Annotated in this window: 25 protein-coding genes; 13 read left to right on the forward strand and 12 right to left on the reverse strand. The window is 68.3% G+C overall.

Annotation, left to right across the window (positions count from 1 at the left end):
- Position 1: 1 nt before the first annotated feature.
- A complete protein-coding gene (locus ACQ754_RS02350; RefSeq protein WP_440995377.1) occupies positions 2–388 on the reverse strand; it encodes a cyclic-phosphate processing receiver domain-containing protein in 387 nt (128 codons plus the stop codon).
- 136 nt (positions 389–524) lie between these two features.
- Here ACQ754_RS02350 and ACQ754_RS02355 point away from each other — a divergent pair, with 136 nt between their 5' ends.
- Together ACQ754_RS02355 and ACQ754_RS02360 are read left to right on the forward strand one after the other, a co-directional pair.
- Positions 525–1,136 carry a biliverdin-producing heme oxygenase gene (locus tag ACQ754_RS02355; RefSeq protein ID WP_440995378.1) on the forward strand — a complete coding sequence of 204 codons (612 nt, stop codon included), beginning with the start codon at positions 525–527 and terminating at the stop codon, positions 1,134–1,136.
- On the forward strand, positions 1,129–3,216 hold the full coding sequence (locus ACQ754_RS02360) for a diguanylate cyclase (RefSeq protein WP_440995379.1): 2,088 nt from the start codon (positions 1,129–1,131) through the stop codon (positions 3,214–3,216). The genes ACQ754_RS02355 and ACQ754_RS02360 overlap by 8 nt, the downstream gene beginning before the upstream one ends.
- A 10-nt stretch (positions 3,217–3,226) precedes the next feature.
- Here ACQ754_RS02360 and ACQ754_RS02365 read toward each other — a convergent pair whose 3' ends face one another.
- Entirely contained in the window at positions 3,227–3,829 is a 603-nt protein-coding gene (locus ACQ754_RS02365; protein WP_440995380.1) for a hypothetical protein, read from the reverse strand.
- Between the two features lie 165 nt (positions 3,830–3,994).
- Here ACQ754_RS02365 and ACQ754_RS02370 point away from each other — a divergent pair, with 165 nt between their 5' ends.
- Positions 3,995–4,600, forward strand: coding sequence for a CoA pyrophosphatase (locus ACQ754_RS02370; protein WP_440995381.1), 606 nt, complete (start codon positions 3,995–3,997; stop codon positions 4,598–4,600).
- Between the two features lie 72 nt (positions 4,601–4,672).
- Here ACQ754_RS02370 and ACQ754_RS02375 read toward each other — a convergent pair whose 3' ends face one another.
- The 3 genes from ACQ754_RS02375 to ACQ754_RS02385 all read right to left on the reverse strand — a co-directional run bounded on the left by ACQ754_RS02375 (position 4,673) and on the right by ACQ754_RS02385 (position 5,913).
- Positions 4,673–4,981 carry an Lpp/OprI family alanine-zipper lipoprotein gene (locus tag ACQ754_RS02375; protein WP_440995382.1) on the reverse strand — a complete coding sequence of 103 codons (309 nt, stop codon included), beginning with the start codon at positions 4,979–4,981 and terminating at the stop codon, positions 4,673–4,675.
- A 126-nt stretch (positions 4,982–5,107) separates the two neighbouring features.
- Positions 5,108–5,674, reverse strand: coding sequence for a L,D-transpeptidase family protein (locus ACQ754_RS02380; protein WP_440995383.1), 567 nt, complete (start codon positions 5,672–5,674; stop codon positions 5,108–5,110).
- Entirely contained in the window at positions 5,671–5,913 is a 243-nt protein-coding gene (locus tag ACQ754_RS02385) for a glutaredoxin family protein (RefSeq protein WP_440995384.1), read from the reverse strand. Before ACQ754_RS02385 ends, ACQ754_RS02380 begins: the two co-directional genes overlap by 4 nt.
- A gap of 111 nt (positions 5,914–6,024) precedes the next feature.
- On the opposite strand from ACQ754_RS02385, the gene dusA reads away from it, so the two are divergent.
- Entirely contained in the window at positions 6,025–6,999 is a 975-nt protein-coding gene (gene dusA, locus ACQ754_RS02390) for a tRNA dihydrouridine(20/20a) synthase DusA (protein WP_440995385.1), read from the forward strand.
- On the opposite strand, the gene ACQ754_RS02395 is transcribed toward dusA, so the two are convergent.
- Positions 6,987–7,802: a TatD family hydrolase gene (locus tag ACQ754_RS02395; RefSeq protein WP_440995386.1), complete on the reverse strand. Its 816-nt coding sequence runs from the start codon at positions 7,800–7,802 to the stop codon at positions 6,987–6,989. The genes dusA and ACQ754_RS02395 overlap by 13 nt on opposite strands.
- A gap of 89 nt (positions 7,803–7,891) precedes the next feature.
- Here ACQ754_RS02395 and ACQ754_RS02400 point away from each other — a divergent pair, with 89 nt between their 5' ends.
- From ACQ754_RS02400 to fdxA, 4 genes are read left to right on the forward strand one after another with little or no spacing between them, the layout of a single operon-like run.
- Complete coding sequence (locus ACQ754_RS02400; protein ID WP_440995387.1) at positions 7,892–9,436, forward strand: class I adenylate-forming enzyme family protein; 1,545 nt, start codon at positions 7,892–7,894, stop codon at positions 9,434–9,436.
- 17 nt (positions 9,437–9,453) lie between these two features.
- Positions 9,454–10,263 carry a bifunctional hydroxymethylpyrimidine kinase/phosphomethylpyrimidine kinase gene (gene thiD / locus ACQ754_RS02405; RefSeq protein WP_440995388.1) on the forward strand — a complete coding sequence of 270 codons (810 nt, stop codon included), beginning with the start codon at positions 9,454–9,456 and terminating at the stop codon, positions 10,261–10,263.
- A gap of 5 nt (positions 10,264–10,268) precedes the next feature.
- Positions 10,269–10,748, forward strand: a complete 480-nt coding sequence (locus ACQ754_RS02410) for an Rrf2 family transcriptional regulator (RefSeq protein WP_440995657.1) — start codon at positions 10,269–10,271, stop codon at positions 10,746–10,748.
- Entirely contained in the window at positions 10,745–11,083 is a 339-nt protein-coding gene (gene fdxA / locus ACQ754_RS02415; protein WP_440995389.1) for a ferredoxin FdxA, read from the forward strand. Before ACQ754_RS02410 ends, fdxA begins: the two co-directional genes overlap by 4 nt.
- Here the strand turns inward: fdxA and ispG are convergent.
- Positions 11,059–12,294: a flavodoxin-dependent (E)-4-hydroxy-3-methylbut-2-enyl-diphosphate synthase gene (gene ispG, locus ACQ754_RS02420; protein WP_440995390.1), complete on the reverse strand. Its 1,236-nt coding sequence runs from the start codon at positions 12,292–12,294 to the stop codon at positions 11,059–11,061. The two genes, fdxA and ispG, sit on opposite strands and share 25 nt — an antisense overlap.
- 39 nt (positions 12,295–12,333) lie before the next feature.
- On the opposite strand from ispG, the gene ACQ754_RS02425 reads away from it, so the two are divergent.
- Positions 12,334–12,834, forward strand: a complete 501-nt coding sequence (locus ACQ754_RS02425; protein WP_440995391.1) for a tetratricopeptide repeat protein — start codon at positions 12,334–12,336, stop codon at positions 12,832–12,834.
- Positions 12,831–13,523, forward strand: a complete 693-nt coding sequence (locus ACQ754_RS02430; protein ID WP_440995392.1) for a glutathione binding-like protein — start codon at positions 12,831–12,833, stop codon at positions 13,521–13,523. Before ACQ754_RS02425 ends, ACQ754_RS02430 begins: the two co-directional genes overlap by 4 nt.
- 16 nt (positions 13,524–13,539) lie before the next feature.
- On the opposite strand, the gene ACQ754_RS02435 is transcribed toward ACQ754_RS02430, so the two are convergent.
- On the reverse strand, positions 13,540–14,154 hold the full coding sequence (locus ACQ754_RS02435; RefSeq protein WP_440995393.1) for a TetR/AcrR family transcriptional regulator: 615 nt from the start codon (positions 14,152–14,154) through the stop codon (positions 13,540–13,542).
- Positions 14,155–14,288: 134 nt separating this feature from the next.
- Here ACQ754_RS02435 and mazG point away from each other — a divergent pair, with 134 nt between their 5' ends.
- Entirely contained in the window at positions 14,289–15,101 is an 813-nt protein-coding gene (gene mazG / locus ACQ754_RS02440) for a nucleoside triphosphate pyrophosphohydrolase (RefSeq protein WP_440995394.1), read from the forward strand.
- A 9-nt stretch (positions 15,102–15,110) separates the two neighbouring features.
- Here mazG and ACQ754_RS02445 read toward each other — a convergent pair whose 3' ends face one another.
- Genes ACQ754_RS02445 through ACQ754_RS02455 form a run of 3 tightly spaced genes read right to left on the reverse strand, consistent with a single transcriptional unit; the run spans position 15,111 to position 17,955 of the window.
- On the reverse strand, positions 15,111–15,764 hold the full coding sequence (locus tag ACQ754_RS02445; RefSeq protein ID WP_440995395.1) for a LutC/YkgG family protein: 654 nt from the start codon (positions 15,762–15,764) through the stop codon (positions 15,111–15,113).
- Positions 15,761–17,176 (reverse strand): LutB/LldF family L-lactate oxidation iron-sulfur protein, encoded by a 1,416-nt coding sequence (locus tag ACQ754_RS02450; RefSeq protein ID WP_440995396.1) that lies wholly within the window; start codon positions 17,174–17,176, stop codon positions 15,761–15,763. Before ACQ754_RS02450 ends, ACQ754_RS02445 begins: the two co-directional genes overlap by 4 nt.
- The gene (locus tag ACQ754_RS02455; protein ID WP_440995397.1) at positions 17,176–17,955 is read right to left on the reverse strand and encodes a (Fe-S)-binding protein; all 780 of its coding nucleotides are present in this window, start codon (positions 17,953–17,955) and stop codon (positions 17,176–17,178) included. The genes ACQ754_RS02450 and ACQ754_RS02455 overlap by 1 nt, the downstream gene beginning before the upstream one ends.
- 134 nt (positions 17,956–18,089) lie before the next feature.
- Here ACQ754_RS02455 and ACQ754_RS02460 point away from each other — a divergent pair, with 134 nt between their 5' ends.
- A complete protein-coding gene (locus tag ACQ754_RS02460; RefSeq protein WP_440995398.1) occupies positions 18,090–18,416 on the forward strand; it encodes a 4a-hydroxytetrahydrobiopterin dehydratase in 327 nt (108 codons plus the stop codon).
- On the opposite strand, the gene moaC is transcribed toward ACQ754_RS02460, so the two are convergent.
- Positions 18,413–18,886 (reverse strand): cyclic pyranopterin monophosphate synthase MoaC, encoded by a 474-nt coding sequence (gene moaC / locus ACQ754_RS02465; protein WP_440995399.1) that lies wholly within the window; start codon positions 18,884–18,886, stop codon positions 18,413–18,415. The genes ACQ754_RS02460 and moaC overlap by 4 nt on opposite strands.
- Before the next feature lie 160 nt (positions 18,887–19,046).
- Here moaC and ACQ754_RS02470 point away from each other — a divergent pair, with 160 nt between their 5' ends.
- Entirely contained in the window at positions 19,047–19,919 is an 873-nt protein-coding gene (locus ACQ754_RS02470; RefSeq protein ID WP_440995400.1) for an AEC family transporter, read from the forward strand.
- The last annotated feature ends 101 nt before the right edge of the window (positions 19,920–20,020 follow it).

Consider the following 20,020-nt stretch of genomic DNA (forward strand, 5'->3'; position numbering starts at 1 on the left):
CTCAGCCGGGACAAAGGTCATGCACGAGCATACCGGTTTCCTGGTCCCAGCGCCGATACTGGAGATAGGCCATCAGCTTGCCCAGGATCCGCCGGCGCCCCTCGGCCTCCTCGGTGTGGACATGGAAACGGAAATCCTCGGGGATGAAACGATAGTCCGCACGTAGATCCCGGAGGATCATCCAGTTGACGACGTCGAGTGTGGTGGTCCGGTCTGCAAGGCGGTAACCGAGCCGGAGCGCCACGGGGCATCCCCGCTCGCTCATGGTGTTGACCGCATCGCGGAAGTCCCGAACCGTGAGCAGCGGGAGCTCCGCTAGCTCTGGGGACAGCTCATCGGTAAGGGTAGCGGCATCCCGGTTGGCGTCGATGAGGAGGATGTAGTCCATTCGGTATCTGCCCCGATCCCTCTCCGTGGTTATCGTCCCTGGAGAATACGTGGGTTACCCTGATGATTCATCCCGGCTGCGCAATGGCTACGACATGAATTGTCGCGTGGTAACGCAAAAGCGGGACGGCCGATCCGTGGGCGTTCTCGATGAGCTTCGCCGGCAGACGGCGCCGGCCCATCGCCGCCTCGAGTGCCACCCCCTGCTTGGTGCCCTGTTGCGACGGGAACTTACATGCGACAGGTATACCACCATCCTGGGCATGTTCTACCGTTACTATCGGGCGCTCGAGCCTGCCCTGGCCATGTGGGCGGGGGATCCGCGGCTACTCCGCGCTGGCTATCGATATCGGCCGCGTGCGCCGCTACTCCGCGAGGATCTCAGCGCGCTGGGGCGCGGTCAGGGGCGGGCAGGGCCCCCCAAAGACGCGCTACCGGGGACACCGCCCCTGGATAGTGGCGACGCCGCCCTGGGCGTGTTGTACGTCATCGAGGGGGCTACCATGGGGGGCCGTGTCATTGCGCCCCGCCTTCGCGAGACATTGGGCGTCCGCCGGGAACGGGGTGGTTCGTACTTCCACCTGTATGAACACGGTGACTGGCCGGTATTACGCGATCTCCTCGAAGCTTGCCAGGAAACGGAAACCGCGGGCGCCGCCGGGGATGCGGCACAGGAGACCTTTGCGTGCCTGCACGGCTATTGCGACGCGTGGCTGGCCGAGATGGGGGAGACGCGCAGCCATGCCTGAGCCCGATGACCGCTTGGCGGCCGCGCTGGCCGATTGTGCCCGGGAGCCGGTTCATATCCCCGGCGCGATCCAGTCGGCCGGCTGGTTGGTCTGCCTGGACGGCGAGCTCGGGGGCATACGCCAGGCCAGCGCTAACCTTGCGCAGTGGCTAGGGGTGGCGCCGGAGCAGGCCCTTGGCATGGAGTCGGCGGACGTCTTCGGACGACGCCTGCGCGAGTGGCTCCGCCGGGGGCTGGGGCCGGAGGGATCACCGGCGGTGCAGCGATACTGGCATCGGCCGTCCCCGGGCCCACGCATGGCGTTTCATCTTACGGCGTATCGCACCGGGGATCGGGTGGTGGTGGAGGGGGAGCCTGTTCCACGGCAGCCCCGACGGACCCTCCAGGGCGCCTTCAGCCGGGAGCTGGCTGCATTGACCGAAGCCCCGACCGTGTCGGCGTTGCTGCAGCGGTTGACCGAAGGGGTACGGGCGATTACCGACCATGAACGGGTCCTCGTCTACCGTTTCGATTCGGACTGGAACGGCGCGGTGATTGCCGAAGACCTGGAGGAGGGTATGGCGGGGTTTCGGGGCCACCATTTCCCGGCCACGGACATCCCGCCCCAGGTCCGGCGGATCTATGGCATCAATCCGGTACGCAGCATCCCCGATGCAACCGCTCCCGCCGTACCCCTACTCGGGGTTGGCGGATCGCCGGAGGAGCCGTCCGTGGATCTCTCCCGCGGGGTGCTGCGTGCGGTCTCGCCGGTACACCTGGCCTACCTGCGGAATATGGGTGTGGCCTCCGCCTTCTCCGTGGCCCTGCATGGCGATGAGGGGCTCTGGGGGCTGCTGGCAGGGCATGGATCTGATCCCCGGGTACTGCCCCCGCCGGTGCGCGAGGCGGTCGTTGCCCTGACGCGGGCGGCCGCGCAGCGACTGTTCCTGCTCCGGGAACGCGAGGCGGGTCGGTTCCGGAGGGCGGTCCATGACAGCCGTGATTCCCTGGTCGGGGCCGGGGAACACGTGGAGGACCCGGCGAGTCTGCTTCGGCGCTACGGGGAACGCTGGCGGGGTCTGTTCGATGCCGACGGCATCGCCCTCGTTGTCGGCGAGCAGCCCCTCTCCCAGGGCCATGCGCCGGCGCCCGCGCAGCTCCTTGCGATCACGCGTTTGCTCGGGCGTCGGATGCCGGCGGAGGAGCGGGCATGGGCCAGTCGCGAGCTCGCTGCCGGACCGCTCGGGGAGGCGGTGTGGGATAGCGGAGTGTGCGGGGCGCTGGTCGTGCGCCTGCCCCTGGAGGAGGGTGATGCGGGTTGGCTGATGTTCTTCCGCGGCGAGGAGGTGGAGAGCCGGCGGTGGGCCGGCGACCCCCACAAACCTGCCGTCGGTGAGGTTGGGGAAAGCGGTCTCGGTCCCCGCCATTCCTTCGCGACCTGGGTGGAGCGACTGCATGGCCGCAGCCGGCCCTGGACGGAAGCGCAACGGCGTGCCGCCATCGATCTCGGCGAGGATCTGGCGGTGGCGGCGACACTGCAGCGCGCCCGGGAGCTGAATCGGCGTCTCGCCCGGCAACGAGCCGAGCTGGAGGCGGCCAATGAACGGCTGGAGCATCTTGCCCATACCGACCCCCTGACACAGGTGCGCAACCGCTACGGCACCGAGCTGGCGATCGACGCCGCGATCAGCGGCGCGGAACGCTACGGGCGTCGCCTCTCGCTACTGCTCTTCGATGTGGATCACTTCAAGCAATTTAACGACCGTGCCGGCCATGAAGCCGGTGACCGGGTACTGGCGGGGATTGCCAGCGAGGTCGCGGGCTCGTTACGCCGCAGCGATGACATCGGACGGTGGGGCGGGGAGGAGTTCATCGTGATCGCCAGCGGTATCGGCCACGACGCCGCGCTGTGTCTCGCCGACCGATTACGTCAGCGTATTGCGACGATGGAACCCGGCGGGCAGGGGGAAGTGACGATTAGCGTGGGAGTGGCGACCTGGCGCCGGGGCGATGATCGGCGCCAGTTGGTGGCCCGCGCCGACCGTGCCATGTATGCGGCCAAGTGCGCCGGCCGCAACCGGGTGGCCAGCGACCAGCAGTGACGGCTCCGACCTAAAAGCGGTACTCCAAGCCCGCCGAGAACATGGGTACGTAGCGAAAGCTCTCGAACCGAGTGCTCAGCTCCGCTTCCTCGCGGAGCCGACGGAGCTGATCATCGCCTTCCAGATCGGAGACGCCTTCGAATTTCACACCCATGTCCAGCTGGAGCCCGAAGCGCCGTTCCTCGCCGAATTGCTGGTCCCAGCCGAGACCCACATACGGCGTCCATTCCGAGTCTTCCTCGAAACGGTAGGAGGGTGGGTCATAATCCCCCGATGCCGCGACGCCCCCAGGCCAGCCCCACTCACCGCTGCCGTAGAAGGCACCGCCGGTGACGCGCACGCCCTCGGCTGTCGGTAGGTCCCAATCCACCAGGGCCGAGGCGGAGACCCCCTCGGGTTGCGTGGGTGGCGCCACCCGCCACTGGCCATTCTCCGCCGCCGCCGACGAGCTGCTGACACCGAAGCGAACATTCAGCGCCTCACTGAGCTCGGTGGTGAGTTCCAGCTGCGGGCGCATCGGACTGTGCCAGCCGCCCTCGGTAGCCTGGGCGGCGGCGTTACCGGCCCATAGGACCAGTGCCAGCAATGATAGGATGTGCAGACCGTGGCGCATGATCGGAACTACCCGCGTATATCCCATGTCTCTTGGATATCATTCGTCACCTATTATGCTTTAAAGCCATCGGTGGCGCACGTGCTTTCATCGGCCCTGGAGAACCACTGCGCAAATGACGGCCCCGGCTTATAATTCGGGGAACGGCCGTTGATCGCGGGCAGTATGGACACACCTTTGAACACCGGCTGGATCCGGACTCGCTTCGAGCGGGCGCGCATGCCGCTGCGCGCCCCCGTGCCCGCGGGCGCCGCTCTCCATCCCGCCGCGGTCCTTGTGCCGTTGGTGGAGCGCGGTGAAGGCCTCAGCGTCATCCTCACCCGCCGGACCGCCCACCTGCGCGCCCACGCCGGGCAGATCAGCTTCCCCGGCGGGCGGATCGAGGCGCACGATATATCCAGCCTGGCGGCGGCGCTGCGCGAGGCGGAGGAGGAGATCGGGCTTTCCCCCGCACTGGTAGAGCTGCTCGGCTCCTTGCCGGAATATCCCACGGGGACAGGGTTCCGCATCGCGCCGTGGGTGGGTCTAGTCGACCCGGGGGCGACCCTCGTTGCCGAGCCGCGGGAGGTGGCGGAGATCTTTGAGGTGCCACTGCAGCACGTCCTCGACGATCGCAACCATCGGCCCCATGCCATGCACTATCGTGGCCGGCGTCATCGGCTCTGTGCCATCCCCTACGGCGAGTACTATATCTGGGGGGCGACGGCCGCCATTCTCAGGGATCTGTACCGTCTGCTCGCCGACTGCCCGGACGCCCCGGACGTCCCTTGAGTCGGCACGGAAGGCGTGTTGCTGAAAGGCGACACGGGGCCACTGGCCCCGCGCGCCTCGCCATCGGGATGCTTACTTGTACATCGACTCCTTGAACACGCGGTCGATCTTCTCCGCATTCTGGTCGGCCGTGTACTGAGCGGACTCCGCCGCATTGAGGGCTTCATCGGCAGTGGCCTGGGCCTGCTCGGCGGCCGACATGGCGGAATCCGCCGTGCGTTGGGCCTGATCGGCGCTGGCCTGTGCATCCTCGGCGGTCATCAGCGCCTCGTCGATACGTGCATTCATTTCCTCCCGGGCCTGGGAGGCGCAGCCGACGAGCAGCGCCAGGGACGCGGTCGCCGCGGTGATCTTCAGCACGGTCTTGAGGGTGTCGTTCATCGAGTAACTCCTTGCCTTTCGCCGGTTTTCCGTTAGTTGTCCGCTGGCCGCCCGGGGGCGGCCAGTGCCCGCCAATCATCACGTTTCCCGGTATCCCATGCAAGGCCTGAAGGTGCCCGCGGGTGCTTAGCGGATCACCACGCGGGTGCCGCGCCGGACGTAGCGGAGCAACTCACCGATCTGCTCGTCGGTGAGCGCCACGCAGCCCTCGGTCCAGTGGAAGCGTTCATGGATCTCCGGGTCACCGCGGCCGACACCGTGCAGGCCTATGTAGCCGCCGAGCTCGGTATCCTGGGGTAGGGTGCCGCGATCATAGGCGAGATCCAGGAGCTCGTGATAGCGCGCCTCGTCGAGGACACCACGCCGCCGAGCGAGGTTGAGGTGGTGCACCGTCGGATAGTCCAGGCCGATGAAGACGTGGAAGCGGCTGGAAGGGTCGATCCGCGTGACCCGGTACTCCCCACGCGGGGTCGTCTGATCGCCATAGAGATGCAGGTCGGAGACGCCACCTCGGCCGAGGGCGAGGTTATCCATCACCGCAAGCACCTCCTCTTCACCGGCGCGCACCTCCAGGCGATCGGCAGCGGTATCCACTAGCACCCAGGCTTGCGCCGGGCCTGCGCCGGTGGCTGCAGTGGCGGGCCCCACCGTGAGCAGTAGCGCTGCCGTGAGGGTTCGGATGAGTCGGATCACAGGAGGAACCGGTACAATGCCGCGGCGTCAAAGGGCCAGCCCAGCTCGGCGCCGGTGTCCGGCCGACGCAGGACGGGGATGCGCTCGGCGTAGGCGTGCTCCCATGCCGGTTGGTCGAGGACATCCCGCGCGCTCACCCGTACACCCAGACGGCCGGCCACCGGCCGCAGCAGGTCTTCCGCCTGCTCGCAGAGGCAACAGCCATCAGTAGTGTAGAGCTCGATGTCCGTCGCCTTCATTGCCACCCCTTGCTGGAACGAGACCGCGGGATTCTACCAACCCCGCTCGGGAGCTGCCCGGAAATGCTAGACTCTGTCGCCGTTACCGGCCGCAACCGACTGATACCCGCAATGATACCGGACCGTCGCCTGTCCGTGGCGCCGATGATGGACTGGACCGATCGGCACTTCCGTTACCTTGCGCGGCTGCTCAGCCGCCGTACGCTGCTGTATACGGAGATGGTGCCCGCCCAGGCCCTTTGGCACGGGAAGGCGGAACGCTTTCTGCGCTTCCACCCCGACGAGCATCCGGTGGCGCTGCAGCTCGGCGGCGCGGAGCCGGAGCAGCTCGCCCATGGCGCCGGCCTTGCCGAGGCCTGGGGCTACGACGAGGTGAACCTCAATTGCGGTTGTCCCAGTGACCGCGTTCGCTCCGGGCGCTTCGGGGCGTGCCTGATGGCGGAGCCGGCCCTGGTAGCCAGACTGGTGGCCACGATGCGGGCGGCGACGACCCTGCCGGTTACGGTGAAGACCCGCGTCGGCATCGATCACCAGGACAACTACGATTTCCTAGCCCGTTTCGTGGAGGCGGTTGCCGAGGCCGGCTGCCGCAGCATCACGGTCCATGCCCGCAAGGCGTGGCTCGGTGGGCTCAGCCCCAAGGAGAATCGCACCATCCCGCCCCTGGACCACGCCCGGGTCGCGCGCCTGAAGGGCGATTTCCCGGGGCTGGAGGTCATCGTCAATGGCGGGATCGCCGATCTGGATGCCGCGGAGGGGCAACTGGTCCGGCTCGACGGGGTGATGATCGGACGTGCCGCCTATCAGGACCCCTATATGCTGGCGGAGGCGGACCGCCGCATCTTTGGCGAGGCGACACCGCCGCCGTCCCGCCAGGCCGTGGCCCGCGCATACGCGGACTACGTCGCCGCGGAGCTGGCAGCCGGGGAGCGGCTGTCGCGCATGACCCGCCACTTGGTGGGGCTATATCAAGGGCTCCCGGGTGCAAGGGCCTGGCGCCGGCACTTGAGCGAGCACGGCCCCCGGCGCGATGCCGACGCCACGGTGATCACCGAGGCGCTGGGGCATGTCGATCAGGCGGCCTGATCCGGGATCTCCAGGCCGAAGAAGGTGCGGGCGTTGGCGGTGGTGCCCTCGGCCAGCCGCTGCGGGTCGTCGCCCCGAAGCGCGGCCACGCGGCGGGCGATATGGGGCAGAAAGGCCGGCTCGTTGCGCCCCTGCGGAGGTTTCGGATCGAGATCCCGCGGCGGCAGGAACGGGGCATCAGTCTCCACCATCAGCCGCTCCGCCGGGATGCTCGGCAGGCACTCGCGCAAGGCACTGCCGCGACGCTCGTCGCAGACCCAACCGGTAACGCCCAGGTGGCAGTCCAGGTCCAGCAGCGGGAAGAGGACCTCGCGCCCATCGGTGAAGCAGTGCACCACCACACCGGGCAAGGCGTCGCGGTAGTCCGCAAGGATAGCGGTGAATCGCTCGGCGGCATCGCGCTGGTGGAGGAACACCGGCAGCCGCAGCTCGGCGGCGAGCTCCAATTGCGCCGCGAAGGCCTCTTCCTGCTGCGGCCGTGGCGAGAAGTCGCGGTTGAAGTCCAGGCCGGCCTCGCCGATCGCCACCACCTGGGTACGGCCGCCGAGCTCGCGGATCAGGGACTCCGTTTCCCGATCCCAGTGCTTGGCGTGGTGGGGGTGCACGCCGGCGGTGCTGGCCGCTACGGGCAGTGTCCCGGCGAGCTCCGCGGCCGCCGCCGAGCCGTCGGCGTCGACCCCGGTAAGGACCATTGCCACCACACCGGCGGCATGGGCCCGTTCGATGACCTGGTCACGGTCGGAGTTGAAACGCCGGTGGGTGAGGTTCACGCCGATATCGACGAGGGGCTGGAGTTGATCCATGGAGGCCTCCGGTATCCAATATGCGCCCGGATCTTACGCACAGGGCGGTGGTCTCTGGCAAGGCCGCGACACTGACCGGGAGGGCTTCCATGCTCGAAGACAGCAATGACCGCCCCATGGCTTGGGTGGGCGATTACAGTGGTCGCCGCGCGGTGCTGACCCCGGATCGCACGGCGGTGATCGACGGGGCCACGGGCCGCTACTGGTCGTTCGAGGAGCTCGATGACGCGGTCACCCGCGTCGCCGTGTGGCTGGAGGACAGCATCGGTGTCGGGGTGGGTGATCGGGTGGCACTGATCAGCGCCAATCGTGTGGAGGCGCTTTGCCTGTACCTGGCCTGCGGCAAGACCGGCACGGTGCTGGTCCCTGTGAGTCACCGCCTCACGGCGGCGGACATGGGCGAGTTGATCCGCCGCAGCGGGGCCCGGGCGGTGCTGGCGGACCCACAACTGGATACGGTGGTGGCGGGCTGGCCGCAGCTCGAGCTGCCGTGGTGGTGGCTGGACGAGTCGACCCTCGCGGCGGAGCCTGTGGTCCCGATCCGGCCCGTGAACCGGCCACTCCGGCTCAACGACCCGTTCCTTTATGTCCACACCGGCGGCAGCACGGGCACGCCCAAGCTTTGCGTCATCTCCCACCGGCAGATGCTGTGGAACTCCTTCGAGCTCATCGCGGCGAATCCCGAGGGCCTGGGCCGTCGCCGGGAGCTGGTGATCTTCCCCTTCGGCCACATCGGCGGCTGGAACACGGTCACCCCGGTACTCCACGCCGGCGGCTGCGTGGTGTTGCTCCCGGCGTTCGATCCCGGGGCGGTGCTCGAGACCATCGCCCGCTACCGGATCAACCATTTCGGGGCCGTGGAGGCGATGCTCACGGCCATCGCCGAGCATCCCGCTTTCGCAAGCACCGATCTCGCCAGCCTCCAGGCGATCACCACCGCCGGGGCGCCCTGCAGCGACGTCACCATGGCCCCGTTCCGGCAGCGGGGGATCGCCGTAGGGCAGTCCTACGGGCAGACCGAGGCCGGCCCGTCCAATTTCATCCATCTCGCCCGGGAGGGCGACCCGGAGTCCCTGGCGCGTCACTCCCAGAGCATCGGGACCGCGCTCATGCACTGCGATTACCGCATCGTCGACGCCCACGGGGCCGATGCCGCGGACGGGTCTGCCGGCGAGCTCTGGCTGCGCAGCCCGCACAGCTTCGACGGCTACGTGGGCGACCCCGAGCGCACCGCCCGCGTGCTCGATGACGACGGCTGGGTCCATACCGGCGACCTCGCGCGCGAGGAACCGGACGGCCGGGTGTATCTCGTGGGCCGGGCGGATAACATGTTCGTCAGCGGGGGCGAGAACATCGCGCCGGAGGAGATCGAGGCGGTTCTCGGTGGGCATCCGGCGGTGGCGGAGGCGGCGGTCTATCCCGAGTCCGATCCGCGCTGGGGGCAGGTAGCCGCGGCGCTGCTGGTGCCCGCCGGTTCCGGGCGACCCGACGCGGAGGAGCTCGGGCAATGGCTCGAGCCACGACTGGCCCGGTTCAAGCATCCTAGGCGTTATCATTGGTGCCGGGCGCTGCCGCGTACCGGGACGGGCAAGATCGACCGCGCCCGGCTGGCGGCACCGGTAAGCCCCGAGTGACGGGAGACGAGAGGATCATGGCCCCACCCCGTGTGCTGATCATCGCAGGTTCCGATTCCGGCGGCGGCGCTGGAATCCAGGCGGACATCAAGGCAACCACCAGCCTGGGCGCCTACGCCACCACCGCCATCACCGCGCTCACGGCCCAGAACACCCTAGGCGTACAGGGCGTGTACCCGGTCCCGGCGGAGTTCATTGGGGAGCAGATGGACGCGGTCCTCACCGATATCGGTACCGATTGCGTCAAAACGGGAATGCTCCACGACACCGCGGTGATAGAAGCGGTATGTGATAGACTGGATAAGAATCGGGTAACGATCCCGGTGGTGGTCGACCCGGTGATGATCGCTCAGAGTGGTGACCGCCTGTTGCAGGAGGCCGCCATCGCGGCCCTCGTCGGGGAGTTGTTGCCCCGGGCGACCCTGATCACCCCGAACATCCCGGAGGCGGAAGTCTTGCTGGGCGACTCGGTGAGGGGGGAGGCGGACCAGCGGGAAGCGGCCGAGGCCCTGCGGGCCATGGGTTGTGCCGCGGCACTCGTCAAGGGTGGGCACGCCGAGGGTGACGAGGTCGTCGACGTCCTCGCGAGCGCCGCGGGGGTGACGGTGCTTCGTTACCCGCGGATTGAGACCACCAACACCCACGGCACCGGTTGCACGCTGGCGTCGGCCATCGCTGCGGGGCTAGCCGCGGGTCGTGAGCTGCCGGCGGCGGTGGCACGTGGCCGGGCCTATCTGCAGCGGGCCCTGGAGACGGCCCCGGTGCTCGGCCATGGCCACGGTCCGGTGAACCATGGGCACACGGTAGCGCCCTTCGAGGAGACCTGAGGATGCTGCGACTCTCCACCAAGAGCCGCTATGCGGTGAGCGCGCTGCTGCACCTGGCCATTCACGGCGGGCGACAGCCGGTGCCACTGGCGGAGATCTCCGTCTGTCAGGGCATCTCGGTATCCTACGTGGACCAGATCTTCACTCGGCTCCGCCGTGCCGGGCTGGTCCAGGGCATACCGGGCCCCGGTGGTGGCTACCGCCTCACCCGTGACCCCGAGGACCTCGCCATCGGCGAGATCATCCGGGTCATGGACAACGACAGCCGGGGCGGGCCGCGGGGTAGCGCCCTGACCCGGGCGCTGTGGGCGCATCTCTCCACGCGGCTCGATGACTACCTCGACCGGCTCAGCCTTGCGGATTTCGTGGAACGGCCGCAGATTCGCGAGACCCTGGCCCGCCAGTACCAGGGGGGGCGCTGGCGCTGCGAGGTTTGTGGCGCGCTCGCCGAGCGCAGTGCCCCGGCGCTGGAGTCGCGGCGATGACCTATGTGGTCACCGAGCCCTGTATCGGCTGCCGGTACACGGACTGTGTGGCCGTCTGCCCGGTGGACTGTTTCCATGAGGGACCGAACTTCCTGGTCATCGACCCGGAGGAATGCATCGACTGCGCCCTGTGCGTGACTGAGTGCCCGGTGGACGCGATCCATGCCGACGACCGACTGCCCGCCGGCCAGGAACGGTTCCTGGAGATCAACGCCCGGCTTTCGCGGCAGTGGCCGGTGATCACCGAGCCAAAGGCGCCACCGCCGGACGCCGATGCCTGGGTCGAGGTCACCGACAAGCTACATGCGCTTCAGGAGGATACGTCGCCGCCGTAGCGCCGGGCGACGTACTCCTCGACGATGGCGACGAACTCCTCGCCGATGCGCTCTCCCTTCAGGGTGACAGTCTTCTCGCCGTCCACGTAGACCGGGGCCACCGGTTTCTCACCGGTACCGGGCAGGCTGATGCCCACGTTGGCATTGCGGCTCTCGCCGGGGCCGTTGACCACACAGCCCATCACCGCCAGAGTCATCGCCTCAACGCCGGGATAGCGTCGCCGCCACTCGGGCATGCGCTCGCGGACATGGGCCTGGATCTGCCCGGCGAGCTCCTGGAAGAAGGTGCTGGTGGTGCGCCCACAGCCGGGGCAGGCCGTGACCAGGGGCGCGAAGGCGCGCAGGCCCATGGTCTGGAGCAACTCCTGGGCGACCACCACCTCCCGGGTGCGGGACTCGCCGGGCTCCGGGGTCAGCGAGACCCGTATGGTGTCGCCGATGCCTTGCTGCAGCAGCACTGCCATCGCCGCCGAGGAGGCGACGATGCCCTTCGAGCCCATGCCGGCCTCGGTGAGGCCAAGGTGCAGGGGGTGATCGCAGCGCGCGGCCAGGTCCGTGTACACGGCGATGAGGTCCTGGACCACGCTCATCTTGCAGGAGAGGATGATGCGGTCGTGGGGCAGGCCGAGCGCCTCGGCCTTCTCCGCGCTGTCCAACGCCGAACGCACCACCGCCTGCCGCATTACCGCCTCCGGGGGCAGGGGCTCGGAACGGCGGGCGTTGTCGTCCATCATCGTCGCCAGCAGGTCCTGGTCCAGGCTGCCCCAGTTGACGCCGATGCGCACGGGTTTATCCAGGTCGCGGGCGATCTCGATCATGGTGGCGAACTGCGGATCCCGCCGCCGGCCCTTGCCCACATTGCCCGGATTGATACGGAGCTTTGCCAGAGCCTCGGCGCAGGCCGGGTAACGGCTGAGCAGGCGGTGGCCGTTGAAATGGAAGTCCCCCACCAACGGGACGTCCAGACCCATGTCGTCGAGGCGCTGGCGGATGGCCGGCACGGCCTCCGCGGCCGCCTCGTTGTTGACCGTGATGCGCACCAGCTCCGAGCCGGCGCGGGCCAGATCCGCCACTTGTACGGCGGTGCCGACCTCATCGGCCGTGTCGGTGTTGGTCATGGACTGGACCACGATGGGCGCTTCGCCGCCGACGGTGACGCCGCCGACATCGACGGGTACGCTGGGCCGCCGGTGGATCAGGGGATCGGACATGGGTGCGTGGTCTTTCGTACAGCCGCCTGCGGGAATGCCATGGTAAAACATTCGCGGCGTCACGGCATCGCCCGCGCCGTGACATTTGCCCTGCTTGCGCCGGTGTTGCTGGCCGGCTGTGCGACCCTGACGGCGGGTCCCGGCCGGGAAGCGGCGGATGCCGCCTACGAGGCGAACCAGTGGCGATCCGCGGCCCGCGGTTACCAGCGATATCTGGAACGCGCGCCCCGGGATCCCCATGCCTGGTATCGCCTGGGCAACGCACGGACGGAGCTCGGCGAGCTGCCGGCGGCCGAGCGGGCCTACCAGGCGGCGCTGGAGACGGCTCCCGAGCTCGCCCGTGCGCGACATAACCTGGGACTGGTGCAGCTGCGAATGGCCGTGGAAAACCTGCTCGGCGCGCGCGAGGGGTTACCGGCGGACGCTCGTCGGGAGGCGCGGACGCGTCGTCTGGCCACCTGCCTCCTGGAGGGACTGGAACGTGGGACGCTGCCCAGCGCCTGCCCCAACGGCAACGAAGGAAACGAGGAGCAACGATGATCGACGTCTACAGTTGGCCCACCCCGAACGGACACAAGGTGCATATCGCCCTGGAAGAGCTCGACCTGGATTACCGCGTCCACGCCATCAACATTGGCAAGGGGGATCAGTTCGGGGAGGAGTTCCTGCGCATCAGCCCGAACAACAAGATCCCCGCCATCGTCGACCAGGAGGGTCCGGAGGGGCGGCCGTTCAGTGTCTTCGAGTCCGGCGCCATACTGTTGTATCTGGCGGAGAAGACGGGTCGGCTCCTGCCCGCCTCTGGTGAGGCGCGCTATCGGGTCATGGAGTGGCTGATGTTCCAGATGGGTGGGCTCGGCCCCATGCTTGGCCAGGCCCACCACTTCCGCAACTACGCGCCCAAACATATCCAGTACGCCCACGATCGCTACACCAATGAGGCGGGGCGCCTCTATCGGGTAATGGATCGCCAGCTCGCCGCGCATGCCTGGTTGGCGGGTGAGGAGTACAGCGTCGCCGACATCGCCGCCTTCCCCTGGATCCGGCCGCACCGCAACCAGGGTCAGGACCTCGACGACTACCCGAATCTCAAGCGCTGGTACCAGGCGATGGACGCGCGGGAGGCGGTGCAGCGCGGCGTGGCCGTGCTCGCCGAGGCCCGACAGCAGGGCTTCGACGAGGAGGCGAAGCGCCTGCTCTTCGGCGAGGGGCAGTACCAGCGCCGCTGACCCGGCGGGGCGGCATTCAGCGGGAGGTCTCGTCCTCCGCCGGGGGGCGAAGGCCGGCCTCGATGAAATCGAGCACCGTCTCCACCACGGATTCCTCGGGCAGGCGGCCCTCCCAGTTCGCGTAGCGGATGCCGAAGAAGTAGGTCATGCCGATCAGCGCCCACGCGAGCGCCTTCGGATCGCCCTGACGCACCTCCCCGCGGCTTTGAGCCTCGGCGATGCGATGCTCGTAACCGGAGAGCAGCCGCTCGTAGTACTGGCGGTGGATGTCGCGGTCGACGAACTGTGACTGCATGACGATGCGGTAGAGATTCTTGTGCTCCAGCGCGAAGCGCAGGAACTGTCGGAAGCCGGTGCGCTCCGCCTCGATGCGGTCGGTGCAGTCGCTGACCGCCTCGCTCTGGCTGCGCCGCAACTCCTGGCTCATGTGTTCGACAAGCGCTCGGAGTATCGCCTCCTTGGAGGCGAAGTAGATGTAGAAGGTGCCCTGGGCTACCCCGGCGCGCTTGGTGATGTTGCTGATCGAGGCGTTGTGGAAGCCGCGTTCGCCGAATTCCTCCTCCGCCGCCTCGAGCAGTCGCTGACGGGTCCTTTCCCCCTTGGGGGTGGCGGGCGTTACGGGTTTAGCCACGACAATCCTCTCTGCTGCTGCCCGGCCGGGGCGGGGACCGGCCGCATTGTGGTTATCGGATGCGTGTTTCGCTTATTCTGGCCGCCCGGACAGGCAAGCGTCCACACCAGCGGCTTCGGAGGCGCCGAGTCACGATGAGTCACAGCCCCATGGATCGACTGCTGGCGGTCATGGCCGCCCTTCGCGACCCGGAGACCGGCTGTCCCTGGGATCTCGCCCAGGACTGGCGCAGCATCGTCCCCCACACCCTGGAGGAGGCCTATGAGCTGGCCGATGCCATCGAGCACGGTAGTGACGACGAGGCATTGCGCTCGGAGCTCGGCGACGTGCTCTTTCAGGTGGTCTTCTACGCCCGGCTGGCCGAGGAGGAGGGCCGCTTCGATTTCCAGCAGGTGGCCGCCGGGGTGGCCGACAAACTCGTCCGCCGCCATCCTCACGTCTTTGGCGGCGCAGCCGAACGCGACGCAGCCAGCCAGTCGGGTTCCTGGGAGGCGATCAAGGCCGTCGAGCGCAACCAGCGCGCCCGCCGCCAGGGCCGGGCGCCGGGTCTCCTCGACGACGTGCCGCTGGCTCTGCCGGCGCTCAGCCGCAGCGCCAAGCTGCAGAAACGTGCCGCCCGGGTGGGTTTCGACTGGCCGGAGGCGACGCCGGTTTTGGCGAAGATCCGCGAGGAGGCCGGCGAGCTGGAGGAGGCCATGGCGGCGGCGGACGACGCCGCCATGGCCGAGGAGTATGGCGACCTGCTCTTCGCCATGGCCAACCTCGGGCGCCACCTTGGGGTGGACCCGGAGCAGGCCCTGCGCGACGCCAACGCCAAATTCGAGCGTCGCTTCCAGGGCATCGAGGCGGAGCTCGAGGGTCGGGATCAGCCCCTGGAGGGGGCCGGTTTCGAGACGCTGGAGGCCGCCTATCAGCGTGCCAAGGCGCGCGACAAGAACGGTGGTTGACCGCCCCGGTCAGGGTTCCAGCAACAACACGTGCACGCTCCGCGGACCATGGGCGCCGAGCTCGATGGTCTGCTCCACATCTCCGGTCCGCGACGGACCGGTGACGAGATTCACCCCCCGTGGCAGGGACCCGGCGGCGTGGACGCGCGCCCAGGCATCCTCCATGTAGGCGACGATGGACTCCGCCGGCAGCAACACGAAGTGATACTCCGGCAGGAAATTCAGGCTCGCCGGATTGTCCGGCCCCGAGGTGAAGGCGAGGGTGCCGGTCTCGGCGATCCCGGCCACCGCTACCGTCACCGCAGCCGGTGCGTCGCCGGCGCCTTCCAGACCCTCGATCACCGTCGCCTCCGAGGGCCAATCCAGCTCGGCGAGCCGCGGGTCGGCCCCGACCTGTATGCGCGGTGCCACCCCGCGCTCGACAAGGAACCGACACACGGCCCCGGGTAGGGCTCCGGGGGTGCCAATGGGCTCCCAGGTAGCGGCGGCCGCCTCCAGGCGCGCAAGGAAGCGGTCGCGGTCGTTCGCCTCCCAGGCCGGCCGTGGTGCCGGTTGTGCCATCATCGAGCGGCGCTCGCGTTCCACTGCCTCGGGATCGGGGGCACTGCCGCGGCCGAGGGCACGGCGGATGGTCTCGATCATTCGATCCGCCTCGCCGGTCATGTCGCCTTCCTCCCGGCGCGCCGCCAGGCGGCCTGGAAGGTCGAGCCCTCGGGTAGCGGCAGGTCACGGCTGCCCGTCCAGCCCCCGGCCAGGGGCAGACGGCGGGCGGATCCACGGCCTCCAACCAGGCGCAACGCCCGTGTCCCCACCCGGGTGAGTCCGTGATAGAGGCGGGGATGGCGGGCCACCCACGCCCAGGCCTGCAGCCCCAGCCGGCTGGTGCGGCTGCCGAGGCCGGCATCGAACTGCCAGTCCCGCAGGCGCCGGATGAGATCGGGCAATGGGATCTTCACCGGGCAAACGCTGGCACAGCGGCCGTTGAGCGTGCAGGCATTGGGCAGATCCACCGTGCCGTCGAGGCCCCGGAACATCGGCGTGAGCACCTTGCCCATGGGGCCGGGATACACCCAGCCGTAGGCATGCCCGCCGATGGCGCTGTAGACCGGGCAGTGATTCATGCACGCCCCGCAACGGATGCAGCGCAGCATGGGGCGGAACTCATTGCCGAGCATGCCGGTGCGGCCGTTGTCCAGCAGCACTACGTGGTACTCGTCCGGGCCATCCGGGTCCTCGGGGCGCTTGGCGCCGGTGAGGAAGCTGGTATAGGCGCTGATCTCCTGGCCGGTGGCGCTGCGGGCGAGCAGCCGTAGCATCGTCGAGGCCTCGTCGGTGCCGGGCACGAGCTTCTCGATCCCGGCGATCACGATATGCACCCGCGGCCGCGTCGTGCCGAGATCGGCGTTGCCCTCGTTGGTCACCAGGGTCACCGTGCCCGTATCGGCGATCAGGAAGTTGGCCCCGCTGATGCCGACATCCGCACTCAGGAATTTCTCGCGCAGGACCTTGCGGGCCTCGGCCACCAGCTCCGGGGCGGGCCGCAGCGGGCCGTCGAAGCGCTGGTGGTGGTGCTCGTCGAACAACCGCGTGATCTCGGCCCGGGTCTTGTGCACCGCCGGCGCGATGATATGACTCGGCGGCTCCTTGGCAAGCTGGATGATGTACTCGCCGAGATCCGTCTCCACCAACTCGAACTCGCGCTCCAGGGCCTCGTTGAGCCCGATCTCCTCGCCGGCCATGGTCTTGGACTTGATCACCCGCCGTGCTTCGACGTCCCGGCAGATCCCCAGGATCGCGTCACGGGCCTCGGCGGCGTCCATGGCGTAGTGGACGTTGCCGCCGCGCTCGGTCACCGCCGCAGAGAAGCGCGCGAGGTAGTGGTCCAGGTTGGCCAGGGTGTGGTCCTTGATCGCCGCGCCGCGCTCACGCAGTGCCTCGAAATCCGGGTAGGCCGCCACCGCATCGGTGCGCTTGCCGACGAATCCCCCCTTGGCCTTGGCCAGGGCCTGGCGGAGGTTTTCGTCCGCCAATGCGGCCCGCGCGTTGGCCTTGAAGGTATGCGTGCGTGCCTCCATCAGCGCTTCTCCTCCTCGCCGATCGCCGGGCCCTCGCCCATGCCCGCGAGTACCTCGGCGGTGTGGAAGGCGCGGACGCTGCCACCGCGCCGGCGCAGCCGTCCGGCGATGTTCATCAGGCAACCGAGGTCGCCGGCGAGCACCGTATCGGCACCGGATTCCACGATACGATCCGCCTTGTCGTCGACCAGCCGTTCGGAGATCTCCGGGTATTTCACGCAGAACGTGCCGCCAAAGCCGCAACAGATTTCGGTGTCCGCCATCTCCCGGAACTCGAGGCGGTCCACGGAGGAGAGCAGTTTACGGGGCTGTCCCCGCACCCCGAGCTGGCGCAGACCCGAGCAGCTATCGTGATAGGTAACCGCGGCCGGGAATTCCGCCGTGACCCCCTCCATATCGCACACATCCACCAGGAAGGCCAGCAGCTCCCAACTGCGCTCCGCCAGGGCCTCCGCCCGGCGTCGCCAGGGATCGTCGTCGTCGAAGAGCTCCGAGTACTTGCGTAGCTGACCGATACAGGAGCCGGAGGGGCCGACCACGTAGTCGTAACCCTCGAAGGCGGTGATGGTCTGCTGGGCCAGGGCCCGGGTATCGTCCAGGTCGCCGTTGTTGTAGGTCGGCTGGCCGCAACAGGTCTGGCCTTCGGGGACCCCCACCTCGCAGCCCGCCTGCTCGAGGAGCCGGACGCTGGCGAAGCCGACCCTCGGGCGGAAGAGGTCCACCAGGCAGGTCACGAAGAGGCCGACCCGCGGCCGGTGTTGTCGGTCATTGTCCGTCATTATGCCGGTTCTGCGGTGCGTTCTGGTCAGACCACAGTACCGCCGGGGCCGCGGAGGCTCAAGCGTGGGGCGTTGGAATTCATTGTGCTCTGCCCCAAGGTAGGAAAGGAGAGTTACGGCACCGGAGGTCAGCGATGAGCCTGAGCGAGAAGCACTGTGTCCCCTGCCAGGGCGGGATCCCGCCCATGGATCGCGACGAGGCCGAACGCCACCGCGAACAACTCCCCGACTGGGAGATCACCGGCGAGCCCATGCGACTGCGTCGGGCGTTTCGCTTCCGGAACTTCCAGCAGGCCCTGGATTTCGTCAACCGGGTCGGGGAGATCGCCGAGGCCGAGCAGCACCACCCGGAGATCCACTTCGGCTGGGGCCACGTCGAGGTGGAGATCTGGACCCACAAGATCAACGGCCTCCACGAGAACGACTTCATCCTGGCGGCGAAGATCGACGCTACGCTCTAGGCGTTCCAGTCCCCGGAGCGGCCACCGCTCTTGTGGCGCAGGCGCACGCCGTCGATGATCATGCCACGGTCCAAGGCCTTGCACATGTCGTAGACGGTGAGCAGCGCAGCCTGCGCCGCATTGAGGGCCTCCATCTCGACGCCGGTACTGCCGTGGGTTTCGGTACGCGCCCGGCAATGCACCGCACCGGCGGCGGGATCGGCCTCCAGGTCCACGGCGACGTGGGTCAGCGGAAGGGGATGGCAAAGCGGTACCACCTCCGCGGTGCGCTTCGCCGCCATGATCCCGGCCACCCGCGCCACCGCGAGTACGTCCCCCTTCTTCACGTTGCCGGCCTGCAGGGCGGACAGGGCCTCCGCGCTCATACGGATGCGGCCCTCGGCGACTGCGACCCGGTGGGTGGTGTCCTTATCGCCCACGTCCACCATATGGGCCTCGCCGCGCTCGTTGATATGGGTCAGTTCGCTCATGCTGTTACCGGTACTGTCCAAAAGCGCCATTCACGGTTAGGATTGCCGCCCCTCATCATAGGCGTGGGGGCTCGGTAGGGATACAGGAGGCCGATACGGTGGAGCGTCGACCGGCGACAGGGACCATGGCGGGGCGGAGGCGAGCCGCGGCGGGCCCGGCATGATCCTGCGCATCCTCGAGATCATCGTCCCGGTCTTCGGGCTGGTCCTGGTCGGCTTCGTCTACGGCCGTATCCGCCCGGCGGATATGTCCACCGCGAACCGGCTCAACGTCAACCTGTTCGTGCCCGCGCTCATCTTCTTCGTGCTCTCCGAGCGCATGGGCGCCGACCTGACCCTCGGCGGCGCGGCCCTGGGTGCCGCCGCCATTATCCTCGGCTCCGGGCCGCTGGCCTGGCTCATCGCCCGGCGCGTGGGCTGGGATTCCCGCACGGTGGTGCCGCCGGCGATGTTCAACAATGCCGGCAATTTCGGGCTGCCGCTGGCGGTATTCGGCTTCGGTGAGCACGCCCTGCCCATCGCGGTGGTGATGTTCGTCGTGGAGAACACCCTGCACTTCACCGTGGGCCTGTGGCTGCTCACCCGCAAGGTGGGCCTCACCCAGCTGCTCGGCAATCCCATGGTCCCGGCCACGGCGGCGGGCCTGCTGTGCATGGCCATGGACTGGCATGCCCCGGCGATGATACTGCCGGGCATCGAGATGCTGGGCAACGTGGCTATCCCCTTGATGCTGGTGGCCCTGGGGATCCGGCTCACCGAGATCGATCTGTCGTACTGGCGTATCGGCCTCGGCGGCGGGCTGCTGGCACCGTTGACCGGCCTGGCCATCGCCGTGCCCTGGGTGGTGATCTTCCAGCCACCGCAGCCCCTGGCGGGGCTGCTGCTGCTGTTCGGCGCACTGCCGCCGGCGGTGCTCAACTACATGCTCTCCGAGCATTACGACCAGGAGCCCCAGGCGGTGGCCTCTATCGTCGCCATGGGGAACCTGTTGTCGCTGGCCGTGATCCCACTGGTCCTCGTCTTCGCCCTGTAGGGGGGCCGTCCTACCGGGGGGCGCGAAATAGACGCAAGATCAACGCGATAGATCACGTATTTCACGTGGCGTCGCGCGCACCTGGCGGTTTTTCCCGAGTG

Source organism: Arhodomonas sp. SL1 (assembly GCF_052060015.1).
GTDB lineage: Bacteria > Pseudomonadota > Gammaproteobacteria > Nitrococcales > Nitrococcaceae > Arhodomonas.

Excerpts from the sequence above, each read along its gene's own strand:
- ACQ754_RS02395 (WP_440995386.1), bottom strand. The coding sequence starts at position 7,802 with ATGGATCAACTCCAGCCCCTCGTCGATATCGGCGTGAACCTCACCCAC.
- ACQ754_RS02360 (WP_440995379.1), top strand. The coding sequence starts at position 1,129 with ATGCCTGAGCCCGATGACCGCTTGGCGGCCGCGCTGGCCGATTGTGCC.
- ACQ754_RS02430 (WP_440995392.1), top strand. The coding sequence starts at position 12,831 with ATGATCGACGTCTACAGTTGGCCCACCCCGAACGGACACAAGGTGCAT.
- ACQ754_RS02370 (WP_440995381.1), top strand. The coding sequence starts at position 3,995 with ATGGACACACCTTTGAACACCGGCTGGATCCGGACTCGCTTCGAGCGG.
- fdxA (WP_440995389.1), top strand. The coding sequence starts at position 10,745 with ATGACCTATGTGGTCACCGAGCCCTGTATCGGCTGCCGGTACACGGAC.
- ACQ754_RS02385 (WP_440995384.1), bottom strand. The coding sequence starts at position 5,913 with ATGAAGGCGACGGACATCGAGCTCTACACTACTGATGGCTGTTGCCTC.
- ACQ754_RS02460 (WP_440995398.1), top strand. The coding sequence starts at position 18,090 with ATGAGCCTGAGCGAGAAGCACTGTGTCCCCTGCCAGGGCGGGATCCCG.
- ispG (WP_440995390.1), bottom strand. The coding sequence starts at position 12,294 with ATGTCCGATCCCCTGATCCACCGGCGGCCCAGCGTACCCGTCGATGTC.
- thiD (WP_440995388.1), top strand. The coding sequence starts at position 9,454 with ATGGCCCCACCCCGTGTGCTGATCATCGCAGGTTCCGATTCCGGCGGC.
- ACQ754_RS02455 (WP_440995397.1), bottom strand. The coding sequence starts at position 17,955 with ATGACGGACAATGACCGACAACACCGGCCGCGGGTCGGCCTCTTCGTG.
- ACQ754_RS02445 (WP_440995395.1), bottom strand. The coding sequence starts at position 15,764 with ATGACCGGCGAGGCGGATCGAATGATCGAGACCATCCGCCGTGCCCTC.
- moaC (WP_440995399.1), bottom strand. The coding sequence starts at position 18,886 with ATGAGCGAACTGACCCATATCAACGAGCGCGGCGAGGCCCATATGGTG.
- ACQ754_RS02470 (WP_440995400.1), top strand. The coding sequence starts at position 19,047 with ATGATCCTGCGCATCCTCGAGATCATCGTCCCGGTCTTCGGGCTGGTC.
- ACQ754_RS02375 (WP_440995382.1), bottom strand. The coding sequence starts at position 4,981 with ATGAACGACACCCTCAAGACCGTGCTGAAGATCACCGCGGCGACCGCG.
- ACQ754_RS02365 (WP_440995380.1), bottom strand. The coding sequence starts at position 3,829 with ATGCGCCACGGTCTGCACATCCTATCATTGCTGGCACTGGTCCTATGG.
- dusA (WP_440995385.1), top strand. The coding sequence starts at position 6,025 with ATGATACCGGACCGTCGCCTGTCCGTGGCGCCGATGATGGACTGGACC.
- ACQ754_RS02350 (WP_440995377.1), bottom strand. The coding sequence starts at position 388 with ATGGACTACATCCTCCTCATCGACGCCAACCGGGATGCCGCTACCCTT.
- ACQ754_RS02425 (WP_440995391.1), top strand. The coding sequence starts at position 12,334 with ATGGTAAAACATTCGCGGCGTCACGGCATCGCCCGCGCCGTGACATTT.
- mazG (WP_440995394.1), top strand. The coding sequence starts at position 14,289 with ATGAGTCACAGCCCCATGGATCGACTGCTGGCGGTCATGGCCGCCCTT.
- ACQ754_RS02450 (WP_440995396.1), bottom strand. The coding sequence starts at position 17,176 with ATGGAGGCACGCACGCATACCTTCAAGGCCAACGCGCGGGCCGCATTG.
- ACQ754_RS02400 (WP_440995387.1), top strand. The coding sequence starts at position 7,892 with ATGCTCGAAGACAGCAATGACCGCCCCATGGCTTGGGTGGGCGATTAC.